We start from the raw sequence: 17,498 nt of genomic DNA on the forward strand, positions 1-17,498 counted from the left end.
TTTATTGTTGCATGACCTCGGCACCGTTCTTGGAATCCAAATTACCCGTTGGCTCATCGGCCAAGATCATCTTAGGGTTGGAGACTACCGCCTATTCATTCTTGATACTATGTACCGGATTCTCGTTCGCCGCATGCCAGTTCTGGAAGGTGACAGTCAATATCGTGATGATCGAGACAAGAGCGAAGGCTATCAGATAAACCCACCAATACATCGGGGTCTTATAAGCGAAATTCTCTAGCCAGCGATGCACCGCATAGCCCGCAGCCGGAGCGCCCAGCACAAAGCAGATACATAAAATACGTATGTACGTCTTGTTGAACATCACGATAATCTCGCCCGTGGTAGAGCCCAGCACCTTGCGAACACCGATCTCTTTCTTCCGGTACTCGCTATCGAAAACCACCAAGCCAAAGACCCCTACGATAGAGATGAAAATAGCGCATAGCCCGAACAAGGTGATCAAGGAACTCAGATTCCCCTCTTTCTTATACAAATCATTCAACACCTGATTGAAAAAACGGATATTGAAGGGATACTCCGGATCGAATGTTCGCACGGCCGATCGCACATGATCCATGGCTGCCCGCAAGTCTGATCCCGCCTTCACCTTGATATATGCCCAGTTAGGACGACTCCCCCAATTACGTGTTCCCCATACGAAAAACGCCATGGGCGCTATCTCCGTACGGAAAGAGGCGAATTTCACGTCCGGTATGAAACCGACGATCTTTGCGCTGTCAATCATCGCATCCACCTCCATTTCATAGGCGGCACGCGCACGCTCATTAAAAATATAAGCCCCATAAGGATTATTAGCGTCTTCCTCCCGAAAGTCGCGGCCTTCATTTACTTGTATCCCTAGCACCTTTAGAAAAGAAGGATCTACCGGCAGGCATTGAAAACTGATCTCTCTGCCTTGATACTCACGTCCCCACCCCATGTACTGGTCACTGCTGGAGAGAAGAGGCTCGGCGAACGTCACGTCATCGATGCCCGAGAAAGATTTCACCTGGCTCACGAAAGCCTCATGGCTTTTCCAGAGTTTAGCGTTCAGATCGGTAACGATAATCTCATCCTTATCATAGCCTAACGGGGCGTGCTGCATATAATAATTCTGCAAATACATGAATACCGCCCCAATAATCAACCCAAATGAAGCCACATACTGCACGCCAATCAAGACATTACGCATCTGGCGACCTTTTGGTGACAGACCGAAACTTCCTTTCAATACCAAGGCCGGAGAAAAAGATGTCATATAATAAGCGGGATACAACCCGGCGCACAAACCGGTAGCAATCGCAATCAATGCCGTAGCCCCCAACAACAACGGATAATCCATCAAGGCAATCCGAGCGTCGATAAGCGCAGATAAGGTTGTGCTGGAAAACAAAGAGACCCAAAGCAACGCCAACAGGAAAGAGATAACACTGATAACGATAGCCTCCAAAATCAGAGACATACGGATCACCGAGACCTCGCCACCCAATACTTTTTGCGTATTTATGCTCTTGATACGCATGGGTGTAAGCGCCGTACTGAAGTTCGTGAAATTAATACCGGCAATCACTACGATCACAATGGCGATCGCAAATAAGACAAGCATAGTAGATTTACTTGCCTTCGGAGCATTATCGTAAGTGACCCCGGAGTCGAAATGCACCTCCGTCAGAGGGTTCAAGACCAAAGACATTCCACCTCCTTCCCAAGAGAAATCTTTCGATAAGGTAGATACATCGAAATGCGCCTTGAAATTCTCGAACAAGCCGGAAGCATTCGCCGGATCATCCAAACGGACGTAGAACATATAATTCCAATTGCCAAAGTTCTGGAAATTCTCTTTCGGATTTAATTGGTAATAGATGCTATTCCCCACGGATGAGTTATCCGGGAAATCCCGATACACTCCTCCAACGGTGAAAACACCTTTCGAATTAGCCATATGCAACTGCTTACCCACCGCGGATTGATTGCCGAAAAGCTTGCTCGATAGACTTAGCGGAAGTAATACCATATTGGGTTCTTTCAATTTATCGGCACTGCCGTCCAACATATCAAACGTAAATATATCCGCATACTCAGGAAATACACGCATCCATCGCTCCTTGAAATTATTCCGGACACCGTTCTCCTCCGTATAAAAGAAAGCGCCCTCTCCCCAAGGATCCAATAACGAACCGGCCAGAATATGCGGTGATGATCGGATAAAAGCTTCCGCCAACGGACGATTTATAATAGCCTGTTTCGTACCACTTTCATAAGCCACCTCTACCCGGAATATCCGATCCACATCCTTTATGCCTCGGTCAAAATTCCGGTCATAGTCCACTTGCATCATTATCAGGATAAAAGCGGAAAAAGCCACAGATAGTCCTAATACATTTAAAAGTGTCGCCATCTTGAAACGGCGCAATACGCTCAAGAGATTCCTCAAAATAGTCTTCATACGCAATTTTATATTACCTATTATATTATTCGTTCTTAATGCTACGGACCGGATTCTCATTGGCGATATTCCAAGATTTCAGGATCACGCATCCCCAAATGATAGCTAGAACCAGTAGAGCCGTAGATATGAAAATAAAAACAGTCAGCGGTATCTTATCCGCGAATTGCCTCAACCAGCTCTCTCCCACGACTCGTGAGGCTATCACTCCTAAAAGGATAGCCGGGAAAGCCGTGACCAAAACGTCCTTAGATAAAAGACGTAAAATATTCGGGGCCGTCGCTCCATTCACCTTGCGAATCGCTATCTCCTTGCTCCTACGGTGCATCTCGTCCGTAATATATCCTAATAATCCCATTAAGATGATCAGCAAGATAGCGATCGAGGCAACAAAGACACCGTCACGGAAATGACGGGTTCCCTCATACTGAGACTCTATAATCGTTTTCAGCACCGTAAAACCGACATCCTCATCCGGAAATAGTTCCGCGATCCGATCATTCATTTCCCGCAAATATTCCGGAGTTAGCTCGGAGACACGAACCGTAAAGTTACAATAACTCATCCGGTCACTACCAAACATGATGACCGGTAACTGGGGAGTGAAGAAGGAATTCACCATGAAATCACGGGTTACACCCACTATTTTTCCCTTTAAATTGCCCTCATCATCATAAATATATTTACCGATCGCACCATCCGTCCACCCACGCTTACTCACGAATGACTCATTCACTAAGATATCCCCGTCACCTTTTAGTGGTTGCCCCTCAAGCAAGGGGATTTTCATCAGAGAGAGATAATCGGCGTTATAGTTTACCTGACGGGCCGTGAACAGCCAGTTTTTCTCATTATCCAGAATAGGGAAACCACCATAACCACTTAGAATGTCCATGGACGAAAGCCCCGTAGCCATGACATAAGGTAACTTCTTGAACTCGGCGGTAAGTTTGGCCGTTTTCGGATCATCCATATTATTCAAGGGGGCATACACTATATTTTCCGGATCATATCCTAAATCATTATTCATTAGCCGATCATATTGCAATAACACAATCACCAATAATGTAATGACAAACGCTATTCCCCCAAACTGGATAAAGAGCAAACTCCGCTTCCATCCCTGCTTACCCGAAGTAGATACCCGGAATACTTGGGTAACCGGGATAACGCTGAACAAACGGGCCGGTAGCAAGGCGGACAAAATGAATATAGCCAAGATCATGATCGCAGGAAGCCATATAGTCTGCGCATTCAATAAAGTGCCCAAAGTAGGAACAGCCGCCATATCCGCTACATATTCCCGGAAAGCGAATAAAAGCAATGCCATACATACAAGAGCCACAACAAATAAAGCCGCCGTCTCAAACAAGAACATATTGAAAATGTCCTTGCTGGAAGCTCCATTACATTTATGTACTCCTACGGATCTCGCCCGGATCGGCAGAGAAGATACCGAGTTCAAGATATAATTCATCGCCGCCACGAATAACAAAGCGAAAGCCAGTACGCTCATGATCACCACCATCCGCTTCACCTCGGTACTTTGCGTATATATCTCCGAGACCGGCTTGATATAAAGCTCCATCTCAAAACCTTGTTTCCTCTCCCTTTCTACATCTATATATTTAGGCAATAAAGCCGGTATCTTCTGATTGATTTGTTCCGGGAACACACCCGGTTTCAGGCGGATATAGCCCAGATAACTATCGTCGGCACCCCAACCGGCATAGGCACCGAACTGGGTTTTCATATTAATGAAAGAAGCGACAGCGTCAAAACGTAAATGACTATTTTCCGGTATGTCACGGAATATCCCGGCCACCGTATAAGGATAGTTTTTTCCGTACAGCAGTTGTTTCCCGATCGGATCTTCCTTGCCAAATATACGTTCAGCCATTTTTTCCGATAAGAAAACTTGATCTTCGATTCCCAACAAACGGTCATCCCCCCTTAGCACCTTGATTCCCATCGTACGGAAAAAAAGGGAATCCGCCATCATCAAACGGGGCTTGAACCGATCCTCACCATGATACAATACGGCCCCGTACCTTCTCCGGCAAACCGTCGCGTACTGTATCTCGGGGAACTCTTGCCGCAAAGCCTCCGGGATCGGGGCAAAGATGATACGAGACTCATCTTCCTCTCCCGCCTTATCATCATTGTATCGCACATGCACGCTATACAAATCTTCCACTTGGTCAAAGAATGTATCGAAGCTCAATTCAAAAGCGACCCTAGCGAACAGGATCAATCCCACTCCAAGTCCTAGTGTCAAGGACAGGACCTTGATCACATTTCCCCCTCGGCCTCGAAGTAAATAACGGATTGTATAATATAGCTGTCTCATCGATTTGTATTTAAGTTAAATTGAAAGCTAACCGACCTTCACAGGCCAATTAGCTTATAAAAAACTCTTGTGTGTATGTGTTTATGTCATGTTGACTAAATAAATTCACTAACGGAAGAAACAACGCTACCGTCGAATAAATTGATCACACGGTGAGCGAAACCCGCGTCGTGCTTGGAGTGCGTCACCATTACGATCGTCGTTCCCTCCTTATTCAGCTCGGTGAGCAGCTGCATAACCTCGGCACCATTCTTGGAATCCAAGTTACCCGTTGGCTCATCGGCCAAGATTATCTTCGGGTTGGAAACTACCGCACGGGCAATCGCCACACGCTGCTGCTGACCTCCGGAGAGTTGCTGAGGGAAGTGAGCCGCACGGTGGCTGATATTCATTCGTTTCAAGATATCCGTTACCATCTGTTTACGCTCCGACGCCTTGATCTTTAGATAAGTCAACGGCAGCTCCACGTTCTCAAAAACGTTCAACTCGTCTATCAAGTTGAAGCTCTGGAACACGAAACCGATGTTTCCCTTACGGACCTGCGTACGCTCTTTCTCTTTCAAGTGTCCTACCTCTTGGTCGCCCAAGTAATAATTTCCCTCGGAAGGGTTATCCAGCAAACCCAGAATATTCAACAACGTAGACTTACCGCAACCGGAAGGTCCCATGACAGCGACGAACTCGCCATCTTTTACCTCCAAAGAAACCTTATTCAACGCAATTGTCTCAACCTCTTCCGTACGGAAAAACTTACTTAAACCTTCGATCTTAATCATGACTGTATTTGTTTTAATTGTTATCTAACTGTTTAATTTACCATATCTAATTCAAATAGTGTGCCAAACTAACTAAATATTTAATTATCAAACAAGTACTATTTTACTTTCCAAAACAGACTGTCCAATTATTTGACAGTGGTGTACAAAATTTAGACACTTCAACACGTGGTCTTACTCCGATTTGATACTTTTCACCGGATTTTCGTTCGCCACATTCCACGCACGAAGTACCAAACACATCTGTATGATCAACCAAAGAATAAACCCACAGCCCGCAAATAAAGCAATGCTCAACGGTATTTTCACCGCAAATTGCTTTAACCACTCCGTCCCAACCATATATGCAAAGCCTAAACCGATCAAGATAGACGGGATCGCTATAAAAGAAATATTCACGGATAATATCCGTAATATATCCATTGAGGTCGCCCCATTCACTTTGCGGATAGCGATCTCCTTGCTACGTCGGTGAACCTCATCTGTAATGTATCCGAAAAGGCCTAACAAAGTAATTACCAACATAATCAATCCAGCCACAATCACAGAGTCGCGGAATAAGCGGATATCCTTATAATAGGCCGCATAGGTCACAAAATAAGGAGTAAACATATAATCCTCTTTATGGGACAATTCTTTCAGCCTCTCATTCATATCAATCAATAATTCCGGGGTAATCTCCCTGTTTAAGCGCAAGGCCAAAGTAGCGCTGTTACAATAGGGAAATTCGATCGGCACAAACGCTATCGCAGGAATCTCCTCAAAGAAAGACCGATATTGAAAATCATTCACTACGCCACAGATCGTATAAATATCATCGAAATAAGACACTCTCATCCCAATCGGATTCTCTACGTTTAATTGCCGGACAAATGTCTGGTTCACGATTACCTCACGACGTTCCCATGATTCCTCATTAAAATTTCTCCCCATCAATACCCGGATGCCTAATGTCTTAAAATAAGACGAATCCGCAGAGGTGAAACGTGTATGGATTAAAATCTCTTCAGTGACCGGGTCTTTCATACTTTGCCCGCTCCACCTACCGGTAGGTAAATTTTGGGTAAGAGTAGCCGACTCCACTCCCGGATAACTTAAAAACTCATGTTTGACGGCCTGCAACTCATTTTTACTTAATGTGTACATACCTTCCGTACAAATCACACCTTCCGTATCAAAACCCAATTCCCGGTTCAACATCATATGGTACTGAAGAACGATGACACCTAAAAGAGTCATCAAGAATGAGACACCGCCAAATTGCATAAATAATAAAGACCGCTTCCAAGTCCGCTTACTATCTTTGTACGAACGAAAAACCAAGGATACGGGCAAAGAAGAAAAGATCTTAGCCGGAATAATACCCGTAATCAGCATCAATACAACGATCACAGCCCCTACTACCCACCAATGCTCCAAGGAGAATATAGCCGACAAATCCGTTTTCACCAACACTTCTATCTGTTTTTGGAACAACAAAATCAGCACTATCGTGATCAGCAAAGACACCATAATCAATACGAACGTCTCATAAATAAACATAGCGAAAATATTTCCTTCCGACGCACCATTGCATTTATGAACACCAACCGACTTCGCTCTCGTAGCCAAAGATGAGATAGAGATCAATACGTAATTGAGAGCGGATGCCACCAATAACGAAAAAGCCAGTAAGCTAAGAATCAAGCAAGTTCGATGAACTACCGGATCGCCGGAATGCAATTCCGTGACAGGCTTCACATAATAATCCCAACGAACACCTTCCCGCTCCAAAGCCTCTACATCATAATGCCGCAAACGCATCTCTCGTATTTTATCCGGTATCGTATTTATATCTGTCCCAGAAGCTAATCTGAGATAGCAAGCGTACGCGTCATTATTTCTCCATCCGGCTCCTTTTGTCCATGAGGTCAGAGAAGTAGCTACCTCAAATTGTAAATGTCCGTTCTTTGGCAAATCCTCAAAAACACCCCTCACTTGATAAGTTTGCTCATCCGATATTAGCCGTTGCCCCACCGCATTCATGATATTTCCAAACACTTTTTCCGCAAACGAGCGGGATACAAAAACGGCATCCTCCATCTTTAACTCTTCCGGATTTCCCTCCAAGACGGGGAAACCCATGGTCTGGAAGAACAAAGAATCCACGGACAGTGTCTTTTCCTCAAACGTAGTCTCCCCCCACTTGAAACGCCTTTCCCACGAGAAAGCATAAGCATTGGCCGCAGAGATCACTTCAGGAAACTCCCGATACATAGTAGGGGCAAACGGCGCATGCACGACCCCTCCCTCAAATCCATCTTTACCTTGTACCGAAGCTTTGATATGCAATAAATAAAGCTGTTCCTTATCCGGATAGAAATTATCGTAGCTCATCTCGAAAGCTACTTGAGCGAAAAGGATCAAACCGACAAACAGCCCCAATGTCAATGAGACGATCTTTATAAGATTGTTTCCTCTGGCTTTTAACAGGTAGCGGATTACATATTGAAGTTGTTTCATGGCTGTATGGATTTAAAGCTGTTATTATCTTATGTCATTAAGTAAAATACAAATAGTATGCCAAAGATTACAACAATCTAAATAACAGCAAACTAACGAACCACTATATTCTATAGGTTGTCCAATATCTTGACACTACTGTCCAATATCTTGACATAAAGAAACACCCTCTATCCTCACAGATAGAAGGTGCCTTCATTGACTTACTTACATTTTAAACCTACATGTCATTACCAAATTCGAAGTCCGTACCCTTATCTCCTCCCTTCTCAAAATTCTCAATAACCGTAAATGACAGTTTGGTATCACGAGAATCCATGGAATAAGAGACTTTGACATTCGCTTTTGAGAAACGGATAAAATAATCCATCTTACCATTCGACTCATTCTCGATCACTTGATAGGCATCTTCCTTATCCTGTTCAAAGGCGGTCTTGACTTCCTGCTGTAACGTAGGGTTGTCTTCAATCGTAAAAGAGCTGATTATTTTCTGTAACTCCTTTGTCTTAGGATCTCTTTTAGTCACGATACTCTTATCTACCGATTTATCAGACTTACACTTTTGCACGACAGCCTCCAAATTCTTCTGTGCCATCAATTCCATACTAAAACCGCTTAATAAAAGGCATAATGCCAACCAACAAAATCTACTTGCTTTCATAATTTCCATTGTTTATAAATTATTTGACCTTATTCATCCGAGTCCAATATATTCTTAATTTCTTTCCGAAGTCGATCATCCTGTACACTCCTCAACAAAGATTGATAGTTTTCTTTTACTTGCCGGTCCGCCATTCCGGATATGAATTTCCGTTCATTCTTATCGCATAACAATAGATCCGCCTCTTTTTCCGCCGCTTCCGCCGCTTGATAAATAGCTTCGATCTCCGGTTGTATACGATCCAGATCGGTAACTACACAGCCATTACGTACGATATAACTCCCCTCATACGGATTAATGACCTCTTCAGTGCCCATAAAGAGCTGATTCACCAAAAACAACAAAAGAGAAGCCGCCACGCAAACAGCGATCGCCCATCCTATTTTTCGCTTATTAGAAGATTCCTTAGCGGGTAGCCTCAATTCCGGAGTCTCGCTAAAATCCAAGGCAATGCCACTCTCGAAGTATCCGAATACCTCCCGATAACGTTCCAGATGGGCGGGAATATCCGGACGGGCGAAGAACTTATACAACACTCGCTCCTCCTCGTTCGAGGTCTGGCCCTCGAAGAAGCGGTCTAATAAATCCTCTATAGACTTGTATTCCTCTGTTTTCATAACGTCTGCATTTTAAAGAATTGCTCTCTCACCCGTTTACGGGCACGGGAAAGATTCATACGTACCGCCTCGGGGGTACTTCCGGTCAACCCGGCGATTTCCTCTACCTCGAAACCATCCACGTGTTTCATGCGAAGAATGGTCTGTTGAAGTCCCGGTAGTTTATTGATAAGCCGCATTACATGCTCCAAACTGTCTTTTTGTTCCAGCTGGGTATAAGGCGTGGAGGCATCGCAGATAAAGAATTGTTCGCCCGCCTCACCTTCCGTGCGTTCACGAACTTTCATCCGATTCAGGCAAAGGTGCTTTGTGATTTGTACGGACAAGGCCATTACATTATTATAATAGTCTAACTCGCCACGCATATACCACAGTTTCAAAAAGACTTCCTGCATGATATCCTCGGCATCCTCCGGGTTATCTAGCAGCCTTCTCGCGTAAAGGAATAGTTTCTCCCGCAAAGGCAATATCTCTTTTTTAAACTGTTCTTGTTCCATTCTATCTTAATGACAATCGAGAAAAGAAAACGTAACATGGCTGGAGAAAATAAATTCAAGGTCTTTGTCATTCTAGTATTATAGTCGTGCCACCCTTATGGCACGATGATGCCATAGCGATGGCACAACGATGCCACGCTGGTGGCACAGCCGTGCCACTATAACGGCACTGGCTTGGCACTGTAAGTTATTACTAAATAGCCCTATACATCACAGATACGGATACACTTCTCCAAGGAAGCGATCTTGTCTTCTTGGGCGGGGACGAACTCCTGCCCAACGAAGCCTTTATAGCCTGTCTCCATAAGAGCCTTGATGATAGCCGGATAATAAAGTTCCTGCGTCTCGTCGATTTCCGCGCGTCCCGGACTACCTCCGGTATGGACATGGGAGAAGTATTGATTATATTTCCGGATATTCTCGATGATATTCCCCTCCATGATCTGCATATGATAAATATCATATAGTAACTTAAAATTAGGGGAACCGATACGGCGACAAAGCTCCGCCCCCCAAACCGTATGATCGCACAGATAATCCTTATGGCCGACACTGTTCAAAAGCTCCATGGTCAAGACGACCTTGTGTTTCTCCGCTAACGGGATAAGGCGCTTCAACCCCTTCTCGCAGTTCTCCCAGCCTTGCAAGTCCGTTACGCCATTACGTCTGCCGGAGAAGCAAATCAAGTTTGTCAATCCAGCGTCCGCCACCATCGGGATCACCTTCTCATAACTGGCGACCAACTCGTCATGCAAGGCCGGATCATTGAAACCTCGATCTATTCCAAGCCCGGCCCCTTGCGCCATCGCCACCGTCAGGCCATGTTTTTGTACGATCGGCCAATCTACCGGGTCCAGCAACTCAACGGATTCAATCCCTATATGCTTGCAGATCTCACAGAACTCGTCCAGCTTATAATCGCCGAAACACCATTTACTTACGGAGTGGCGGACATTTCCTTTCAAGGGTTCCTTCACGTCTGTTTTCTTTTTCGCGGCGGCTGCCGCCTCGATACCTGTAGTCGCCAAAGCCACGCCTCCAGCTAAAAATGTCTTGATAGCCGTTCTTCTTGATATGTTTTCCATGTATTCGAATTTGATAGTTAATAGGAGACAAATATAAGAAAAATCGGATATAATATCCTGAGGCGTTGGTATTACATCCAAAAACACTACTTTTGCATCGGAAGTCACTCTACATGAAAAACACATCATATACAAAACGATCTATTTATCTGATCCTATTCTTTATAATAGGATGCACTTCATCCCTATACGGAATGGAAGGCGCAGGTGTGTATTTCAAGGCGAGCCTATGCGGAAAAATCTATAAGCATTTATCCTTTCTTGTAGAAGAGGACATCCGTCCGAGAGATGACTTTAAGGAAGCGGAATGGTTCCTCACCACCGTTGAGGTAAACTACAAGTTTAATAAATATCTTCTGGCAGGAAGCGGATATATGTCTCTAGCACGATACAAGGCATCCGACGAGTTGCGAAACCGATATTATCTCTACGCTACGGGGACTTATTCGGCCGGACGTTTTACCCTCTCTGTCCGGGAACGTTTTCAAAGTACCTATAAGGTTCACGCCGAACATCCCAAGAATTATCTGCGTTCGATGCTGACCCTCTCCTATAAGATCGGCAAGAGTGGTTTCTGTCCTTTTGCCTACACCGAGGTCTTCAATGATACGCGAAATAAGATGCGGTCCGATAAGATCCGTTTCTCCACAGGAAGTAATTACCAACTAAACCCGAACAATAACCTCCAACTCTATTATCGCTACCATATATTTAATGTAGACGATCCCGTGAATTACCGCCATGCGATCGGTATCTGCTATACCCATCGTTTTTAATGAGAATTTTCGTACCTTCGCGCCCCGAGTGCTTGATAAACCTCGTTAAAAACAAGAAGACATGCAAAAAACAGTTACAGTACCTTTCATGCTGCTAGGTATACTTTTTAATATATGCCTTGTAGCGTCCAATCTTTTAGAGACAAAAGTAGTGCAAGTAGGCGGTATAACGGCTACCGCAGGTTTGATCGTATTCCCGATCTCGTATATCATCAATGATTGTATAGCGGAAGTGTGGGGATTCAAGAAGGCACGGCTAATTATCTGGAGTGGCTTCGCCTCTAATTTTCTGGTGATCGCATTCGCGCAATTGGCGGTATTATTACCGGCCGCCCCTTTTTGGGAGGGTGAGGAAGGTTTCAATTTCGTCTTCGGGATGGCCCCACGTATAGCGGTCGCCAGCTTGATAGCGTTTTTGGCCGGTTCTTTCCTGAACGCCTATGTGATGAGCAAAATGAAAATCGCCTCCAACGGAAAGAATTTCTCGTTACGAGCGATCGTATCTACCCTTATCGGTGAGAGCGCCGATTCCCTGATCTTTTTCCCGATCGCCTTCGCCGGATTGATCCCGGCCGGAGAATTGCTTATCATGATCGGGACGCAGGCGGTACTTAAATCCTTGTACGAGGTTATCATCCTTCCCGTCACCATCCGTGTCGTAAAGTACATCAAGAAAGTAGACGGGAATGATGTGTATGATCTTGGTACCTCGTATAATATCCTAAAGGTAAAGGATATTTAATTCGTCACCCAGCGAAGGCCGGCCTCATTTGAACAGATGCGACCAGTCTTCCCGTGGTTGCGGCGTATAGGACTTCATTCCCAATAATTTAGCCGCCCGGCAATTCACGGAAGCGTCATCAATCAGCATCGTTTCCTCAGCTAAAAGATTCGAGTCCTTCAGTACGTACTCAAAAATATCCGCGTTCGGCTTCAGCATATGCAATTCGTAAGAGAGGTAAATCTTATGGAAGAAATCTTGGGCACAAAGACCTTGATAAGAGAAATAGGTATCTTCGGACCATTTCCAATGAAGCTCGTTCGTATTGCTCAGAAGCATCGTATTATAGCGTTCACGAAGCTCCAATAGCAGACGCAACTTATTTTCCGGGACGTCTCCCAACATGGCGATCCATGCCGTGTCGATTTGTTCGTCCGTCAGGGGCTTCCCCGATAAGGCACGAATATCATCGCGAAACTGTTCCACCGAAATCGTTCCCAACTCTAATCGCTCAAACAAGTCCTTATGTTGATAGTTATTCGTGATCTGCTCCCGGATATTCTCCACGCCCAGATTCTCGAAAGCCTCGATACAACGGTTGCGAGTCAGGTTAATAAGCACACCGCCCAAGTCTATAATCAAGTTCTTTATGCCTTCCATATCATTTCTTTTTATACCAGCTACGACGTCTGCGATGTCGTCTTTTCTGTTGATAACGATTGATCCGCTTGTAAACGACCCAGACAAACAACAAGCCGAAAACAGCGAATATCAATATAACAATCCAAGAGTTAAGATTGTCACCTTTTACCCGGCTCCACATTTCCAGAACCACCTCCGTCTCGTTCCCGAAATCACGGATCATGGCACAACGTTCCACGACCTTCCGGTCCGGATATTGAGCCGGGTCTATCTGGACACGCTCCGCTCCCGGTCCGAAGAAATAACTTACGTCCGAGAACTCGGTCTGCGTCGTATCGATCTTTTCCGCCAATATTTCCGGGGTGGCCACGGTGCTGACATATCCGGTCACCTCCATATTACGGCTGACGATGTCCGGACGGCATAGATAGTCCATAAAATAACTGGCGGCCTTCACGTTGCGAGCGTATTTAGGGATCGCCCAACCATCGTACCAGATATTACTACCCTCCAAAGGAACCTCATACCCCAGATCTACGCCTACGGCACTCGCCTCTTCCATGGCCCAGACCGCGTCGCCGCTCCAAGTGAAATTCAGCCACGCCTTTCCTTTCGTCATCATCTCCTTACCGAAATCGGCCTCCCAACCGGCGATATTCGGTTTCATCTTCTTCAAGTATTCCTCGGCGATAGCGATCATTTCCGGGGAGCTATCGTTCATCAATTGCTCCACCGTGATCGTACCATTCGCCAATTCCCTCGCATGGGCGTATATGATAGCGGTTCCATAAGCGTCACGATAACTATCCTTCATCAAGATCTTATTCCTGAAACGAGGGTCCCAAAGGCATTTCCACGACATTACCTCGTCCCTCGAGACATCGGCTTTATTATACAACAGGCCGGCGGTTCCCCACATATAAGGAACCACGTAGTCGGTAGTCTTACGGCCCGGCTGACTTAACTTATTCAGTTCCTCTTGGATATAGGGAGAGACATTGTCGATATAATCCGGTGTCTTCCCGAAATTACGGTCGATCGGTAGCAAGAGATTTTTCCGCAGCATGCGCTCAAGGATATACTCCGAAGGGCAAATCAAGTCGAAATCCTCATGTCCCCGCTCGATCTTGGTCAACATGATCTCGTTGATATCAAAGACCTGATAGATAATCCGGACTTCCTCACCCGTCTGTTCCTTATACCATTTCGGGAAATCCGTCAGGACGTCCTCGTCGATATAATCTCCCCAGTTATAAATCTTCAAGATCTTGCTTCTCTCCTCGTCCGAGCGCCCGCAAGAAGTGAACAGCCCCATAAGCAGGGCCAAAACAGACAGAATCGATATAAATTTCTTCATTTTCATTTACGCTCGCTTCGCTTTCTCAGCACGTTTATTTATAACAATCAACAATACTAACACGGTTACGAATATAATCGTTGAGAGGGGACGCAGTTCCGGGGTCAAACCTCCTTTCCGGGCATCCGCGTAGATAAAGGTGGAAAGGGTTTCCAAGCCCTCATTACCAATCGTAAATATGGTCACGGCGAAATCGTCGATAGATAGCGTGAAGGCAAGGATAAAGCCACTGATCATACCCGGACGGATTTCCGGGAAGATCACCTTCCGCAAGGCCTGAAACGGAGTCGCCCCCAAATCCAACGCCGCCTCGTAGATATTCTGGTTCATCTGTTTCAAGCGGGGCATGACGCTTAATACCACATACGGCGTACAGAACGTGATATGCGCCAGCACGACCGTCGTCAAACCTTGAGAGATCCCTAAGCTGACAAACAACAGGAACAAGGAAATACCGGTAATGATATCCGGATTCAACATCGGGATGTTATTGACAAAACTCACGGCATTGCGGGCCCTTGCCTTCAAATTAAAGATCCCGATAGCGGCTACGCTCCCCAACAAGGTAGATACCGTAGCGGCTATCATGGCGATAGCGAACGTATTCCAAAGTGCGCTGACCAACGAATGTTGTACGTTGCCGGCAAAAAGAGAGCTATATAATTTCGTGGAGAACCCGGTCCAGTTACCCAGTACTTTCGCCTCCGTAAATGAGAAGATCATGATAATCAAGATCGGCGAGTAGAGCAATAATAACAAAGCCCATAGATATCCCTTAGCTAAATATTTCACCATCAGATAAGCCCTCCCTCATTCGCCGAATCACTGCTCTCATTGCTGAACAATCCCGTGATTCCGATTAATAACAACATGATAAGAGAAAGCGCCGCCCCGTAGTTCCACATACCGTTATTGATATTCTCCTGTATGGTCGTACCGAAGAGCTTGATATTGTTCATCGTCAACAACTCGGCGATGGCAAACGTAGAGATGGTCGGCATAAACACCATCATGATACCGCTCATCACTCCCGGCATCGATAGTGGGAATACGGCCTTGATAAATACCTGCGACGGATTCGCCCCCAAGTCTTGCGCCGCCTCTATCAAGCTGTGATCCATTTTCTGGAGTGTATTATAAATCGGGTAGATCATAAAGGGCAGGAAGTTGTACACCATACCAAAGATCAAGGCCCCCTCTCCCAGCGGGAAATTCAAGAAATCGAACAAAGCCACGGTAGCCAACGTACGGATCAAGATATTGACCCACATCGGAAGGATAAACAAAACGACCATCGTACGGGAAGTATTAAATCGGGCTTGGCTCAATATCCAAGCGGCCGGATATCCCAGCAGCAGACAAAGAATGGTCGTTATCAAAGCGATCCCGACTGAATACACGAAGGTGTTTATCGCCTCGGGATGGATCATAAACTTACGGAAATTGGCGAAGGTAAACATCCCTTCGTCATTCGTAAAGGCGTAATACACGATCAAGAGGAGCGGTATCACGACAAAGATGGCCAAGAACAGGACATAAGGAATGGTCCAGTTCCTTCGTCTCATAAAAAATGCAGAAAACGTATTGATCACTTCCTTCCCTTTTTAAGCATGAATAATTCGAATTTTATCCGGGGCGATCGTTATGCCGACATGGTCTCCATCATCCCATACATCGTTGGTATCGACAAAGATGTCCTCGTCCCAATCCGTAAACACGGTCAGATGATAATGGTTGCCTTTGTAGAGGATAAATTTCACCTCTCCGGTCAGGCGACCGTCTTCCTCGTTATCCTCCAAGATCACATCTTTAAAATCGATCTCGACTTTCACAGGCGTATTTGGCTCTATATCGGTTACCTCCTTGCATTCGAACGTACAGCCTAGGAATTCCACATGCGTAGCGTCGATGAGCTTTCCCTCGAAGGTATTGCAAATACGCTCTTTCTTCATTACATGGATATCGAAAGGCTTGATAAGAAGCCCGACCTCGCTACCCGCCTCGAACGGGTGGTAATCCTGTACCATGAACTCGTATCCGTTCGGGGTTTGCACCATCATCTCATAATGCACGCCCTTAAAGATGGAGGAGGTTACCGTACCCGTCAGCATCGCCGCCTCCGACGGCTCGAAGATGTAAATATCCTCGGGGCGCAACACGACATCTACCGGCATTTGCTCCCCGAATCCCTCATCCACGCACTCGAACTCATGACCGGCGAAAGAGACTTGCTTATCCTTGATCATCGTTCCGTTCAAGATGTTACTCTCACCGATGAAATCAGCGACGAACGAATTGACCGGCTCGTTATAAATATCGATCGGGGTACCGATTTGCTGGATCTTTCCCTCGCTCATGACAACGATCGTGTCGCTAAGCGTCAGCGCTTCCTCTTGGTCGTGGGTCACGTACACGAACGTAATGCCTAAGGACTTATGCATCTCTTTCAATTCCATTTGCATGTCCTTGCGCATCTTCAAGTCCAAGGCCGCCAACGGCTCATCCAGCAATAACACCTCCGGCTCATTCACGATAGCGCGAGCGATCGCCACACGTTGCTGCTGGCCACCGGAAAGGGAATCGACATCCCGATCCTCATAGTCTGTCAACCCTACCATTTTCAACGCCTGTTTCACTTTCTTCTCGATCGTGGCGGAAGGAAGTTTCTTCAGCTTCAGGCCAAAGGCGATATTATTGTACACATTCAGATGTGGAAATAAAGCATATTTCTGAAATACCGTATTTACGGGACGTTTATGCGGCGGCGTCTGCGTAATCTCCTTCCCGGACATCGTGATAACGCCCTCGGAGGCCGTCTGGAAGCCGGCTATCAAACGCAACAGGGTAGTCTTTCCGCAACCGGAAGGCCCCAAAATGGTTACAAACTCGCCCTTGCGGACCTGTAAATTTACATCATTCAGCACGGCCTTCTCGCCAAAATACTTCGATACGTGCTCCACGCTGATAATGCGATCCGATTTTCGTATTGACATTCTCGCTTGATCTAATTAGAATTAAACAATCATGAACAATGTTCTTATTTATTTTTGCGCGAATGTACAGAT

At 45.7% G+C, this 17,498-nt stretch carries 15 protein-coding genes and 1 pseudogene; 2 read left to right on the forward strand and 14 right to left on the reverse strand.

The annotated features are described in order from the left end of the window. Window positions 1–10: 10 nt before the first annotated feature. From NBH07_RS04335 to NBH07_RS04375, 9 genes and pseudogenes are all read right to left on the reverse strand, one after another. Window positions 11–91, reverse strand: a pseudogene (locus NBH07_RS04335) (ABC transporter ATP-binding protein); the annotation flags it as partial. After that, window positions 92–2,449 carry an ABC transporter permease gene (locus NBH07_RS04340; protein WP_008779627.1) on the reverse strand — a complete coding sequence of 786 codons (2,358 nt, stop codon included), beginning with the start codon at window positions 2,447–2,449 and terminating at the stop codon, window positions 92–94. A gap of 25 nt (window positions 2,450–2,474) precedes the next feature. Next, window positions 2,475–4,799, reverse strand: coding sequence for an ABC transporter permease (locus tag NBH07_RS04345; RefSeq protein ID WP_009017166.1), 2,325 nt, complete (start codon window positions 4,797–4,799; stop codon window positions 2,475–2,477). 95 nt (window positions 4,800–4,894) lie between these two features. Further along, window positions 4,895–5,575 (reverse strand): ABC transporter ATP-binding protein, encoded by a 681-nt coding sequence (locus NBH07_RS04350; protein WP_005858035.1) that lies wholly within the window; start codon window positions 5,573–5,575, stop codon window positions 4,895–4,897. A 174-nt stretch (window positions 5,576–5,749) separates the two neighbouring features. Then, a complete protein-coding gene (locus NBH07_RS04355; RefSeq protein WP_009017165.1) occupies window positions 5,750–8,077 on the reverse strand; it encodes an ABC transporter permease in 2,328 nt (775 codons plus the stop codon). 220 nt (window positions 8,078–8,297) lie between these two features. Further along, window positions 8,298–8,738 carry a DUF5024 domain-containing protein gene (locus tag NBH07_RS04360; protein ID WP_009017164.1) on the reverse strand — a complete coding sequence of 147 codons (441 nt, stop codon included), beginning with the start codon at window positions 8,736–8,738 and terminating at the stop codon, window positions 8,298–8,300. Window positions 8,739–8,767: 29 nt separating this feature from the next. Further along, window positions 8,768–9,355: a PG0215 family putative anti-sigma factor gene (locus tag NBH07_RS04365; protein WP_156682393.1), complete on the reverse strand. Its 588-nt coding sequence runs from the start codon at window positions 9,353–9,355 to the stop codon at window positions 8,768–8,770. Next, complete coding sequence (locus NBH07_RS04370; protein ID WP_008774275.1) at window positions 9,352–9,852, reverse strand: GFO_1088 family ECF-type sigma factor; 501 nt, start codon at window positions 9,850–9,852, stop codon at window positions 9,352–9,354. Before NBH07_RS04370 ends, NBH07_RS04365 begins: the two co-directional genes overlap by 4 nt. Before the next feature lie 203 nt (window positions 9,853–10,055). After that, complete coding sequence (locus tag NBH07_RS04375) at window positions 10,056–10,937, reverse strand: hydroxypyruvate isomerase family protein (RefSeq protein ID WP_008774274.1); 882 nt, start codon at window positions 10,935–10,937, stop codon at window positions 10,056–10,058. A 113-nt stretch (window positions 10,938–11,050) separates the two neighbouring features. Between NBH07_RS04375 and NBH07_RS04380 the strand changes: the two genes are divergently transcribed. Both NBH07_RS04380 and NBH07_RS04385 read left to right on the forward strand, forming a co-directional pair. Beyond that, window positions 11,051–11,713 carry a DUF2490 domain-containing protein gene (locus tag NBH07_RS04380; protein WP_008774273.1) on the forward strand — a complete coding sequence of 221 codons (663 nt, stop codon included), beginning with the start codon at window positions 11,051–11,053 and terminating at the stop codon, window positions 11,711–11,713. A gap of 61 nt (window positions 11,714–11,774) precedes the next feature. After that, window positions 11,775–12,455, forward strand: coding sequence for a queuosine precursor transporter (locus NBH07_RS04385; protein WP_005858047.1), 681 nt, complete (start codon window positions 11,775–11,777; stop codon window positions 12,453–12,455). A 24-nt stretch (window positions 12,456–12,479) separates the two neighbouring features. On the opposite strand, the gene NBH07_RS04390 is transcribed toward NBH07_RS04385, so the two are convergent. Genes NBH07_RS04390 through NBH07_RS04410 form a run of 5 tightly spaced genes read right to left on the reverse strand, consistent with a single transcriptional unit; the run spans window position 12,480 to window position 17,426 of the window. Beyond that, window positions 12,480–13,094 carry an HAD family hydrolase gene (locus tag NBH07_RS04390; protein WP_156682394.1) on the reverse strand — a complete coding sequence of 205 codons (615 nt, stop codon included), beginning with the start codon at window positions 13,092–13,094 and terminating at the stop codon, window positions 12,480–12,482. Window position 13,095: 1 nt separating this feature from the next. Next, window positions 13,096–14,433 carry an ABC transporter substrate-binding protein gene (locus tag NBH07_RS04395; protein ID WP_156682395.1) on the reverse strand — a complete coding sequence of 446 codons (1,338 nt, stop codon included), beginning with the start codon at window positions 14,431–14,433 and terminating at the stop codon, window positions 13,096–13,098. A 6-nt stretch (window positions 14,434–14,439) separates the two neighbouring features. Continuing rightward, the gene (locus tag NBH07_RS04400) at window positions 14,440–15,228 is read right to left on the reverse strand and encodes an ABC transporter permease (RefSeq protein WP_005858053.1); all 789 of its coding nucleotides are present in this window, start codon (window positions 15,226–15,228) and stop codon (window positions 14,440–14,442) included. Then, a complete protein-coding gene (locus NBH07_RS04405) occupies window positions 15,228–16,025 on the reverse strand; it encodes an ABC transporter permease (RefSeq protein WP_005858055.1) in 798 nt (265 codons plus the stop codon). The genes NBH07_RS04400 and NBH07_RS04405 overlap by 1 nt, the downstream gene beginning before the upstream one ends. Before the next feature lie 12 nt (window positions 16,026–16,037). Next, window positions 16,038–17,426, reverse strand: a complete 1,389-nt coding sequence (locus NBH07_RS04410) for a polyamine ABC transporter ATP-binding protein (RefSeq protein ID WP_121956415.1) — start codon at window positions 17,424–17,426, stop codon at window positions 16,038–16,040. Window positions 17,427–17,498 lie beyond the last annotated feature (72 nt).

Source organism: Parabacteroides sp. B2-S-102, assembly GCF_023656665.1.
In the GTDB taxonomy this organism is placed as follows: Bacteria; Bacteroidota; Bacteroidia; order Bacteroidales; family Tannerellaceae; genus Parabacteroides; species Parabacteroides distasonis.

What these genes read in the sequence shown, in the direction of transcription:
- NBH07_RS04340 (WP_008779627.1), bottom strand. Translation starts at nt 2,449, where the DNA reads ATGAAGACTATTTTGAGGAATCTCTTGAGCGTATTGCGCCGTTTCAAG.
- NBH07_RS04345 (WP_009017166.1), bottom strand. Translation starts at nt 4,799, where the DNA reads ATGAGACAGCTATATTATACAATCCGTTATTTACTTCGAGGCCGAGGG.
- NBH07_RS04350 (WP_005858035.1), bottom strand. Translation starts at nt 5,575, where the DNA reads ATGATTAAGATCGAAGGTTTAAGTAAGTTTTTCCGTACGGAAGAGGTT.
- NBH07_RS04355 (WP_009017165.1), bottom strand. Translation starts at nt 8,077, where the DNA reads ATGAAACAACTTCAATATGTAATCCGCTACCTGTTAAAAGCCAGAGGA.
- NBH07_RS04360 (WP_009017164.1), bottom strand. Translation starts at nt 8,738, where the DNA reads ATGAAAGCAAGTAGATTTTGTTGGTTGGCATTATGCCTTTTATTAAGC.
- NBH07_RS04365 (WP_156682393.1), bottom strand. Translation starts at nt 9,355, where the DNA reads ATGAAAACAGAGGAATACAAGTCTATAGAGGATTTATTAGACCGCTTC.
- NBH07_RS04370 (WP_008774275.1), bottom strand. Translation starts at nt 9,852, where the DNA reads ATGGAACAAGAACAGTTTAAAAAAGAGATATTGCCTTTGCGGGAGAAA.
- NBH07_RS04375 (WP_008774274.1), bottom strand. Translation starts at nt 10,937, where the DNA reads ATGGAAAACATATCAAGAAGAACGGCTATCAAGACATTTTTAGCTGGA.
- NBH07_RS04380 (WP_008774273.1), top strand. Translation starts at nt 11,051, where the DNA reads ATGAAAAACACATCATATACAAAACGATCTATTTATCTGATCCTATTC.
- NBH07_RS04385 (WP_005858047.1), top strand. Translation starts at nt 11,775, where the DNA reads ATGCAAAAAACAGTTACAGTACCTTTCATGCTGCTAGGTATACTTTTT.
- NBH07_RS04390 (WP_156682394.1), bottom strand. Translation starts at nt 13,094, where the DNA reads ATGGAAGGCATAAAGAACTTGATTATAGACTTGGGCGGTGTGCTTATT.
- NBH07_RS04395 (WP_156682395.1), bottom strand. Translation starts at nt 14,433, where the DNA reads ATGAAGAAATTTATATCGATTCTGTCTGTTTTGGCCCTGCTTATGGGG.
- NBH07_RS04400 (WP_005858053.1), bottom strand. Translation starts at nt 15,228, where the DNA reads ATGGTGAAATATTTAGCTAAGGGATATCTATGGGCTTTGTTATTATTG.
- NBH07_RS04410 (WP_121956415.1), bottom strand. Translation starts at nt 17,426, where the DNA reads ATGTCAATACGAAAATCGGATCGCATTATCAGCGTGGAGCACGTATCG.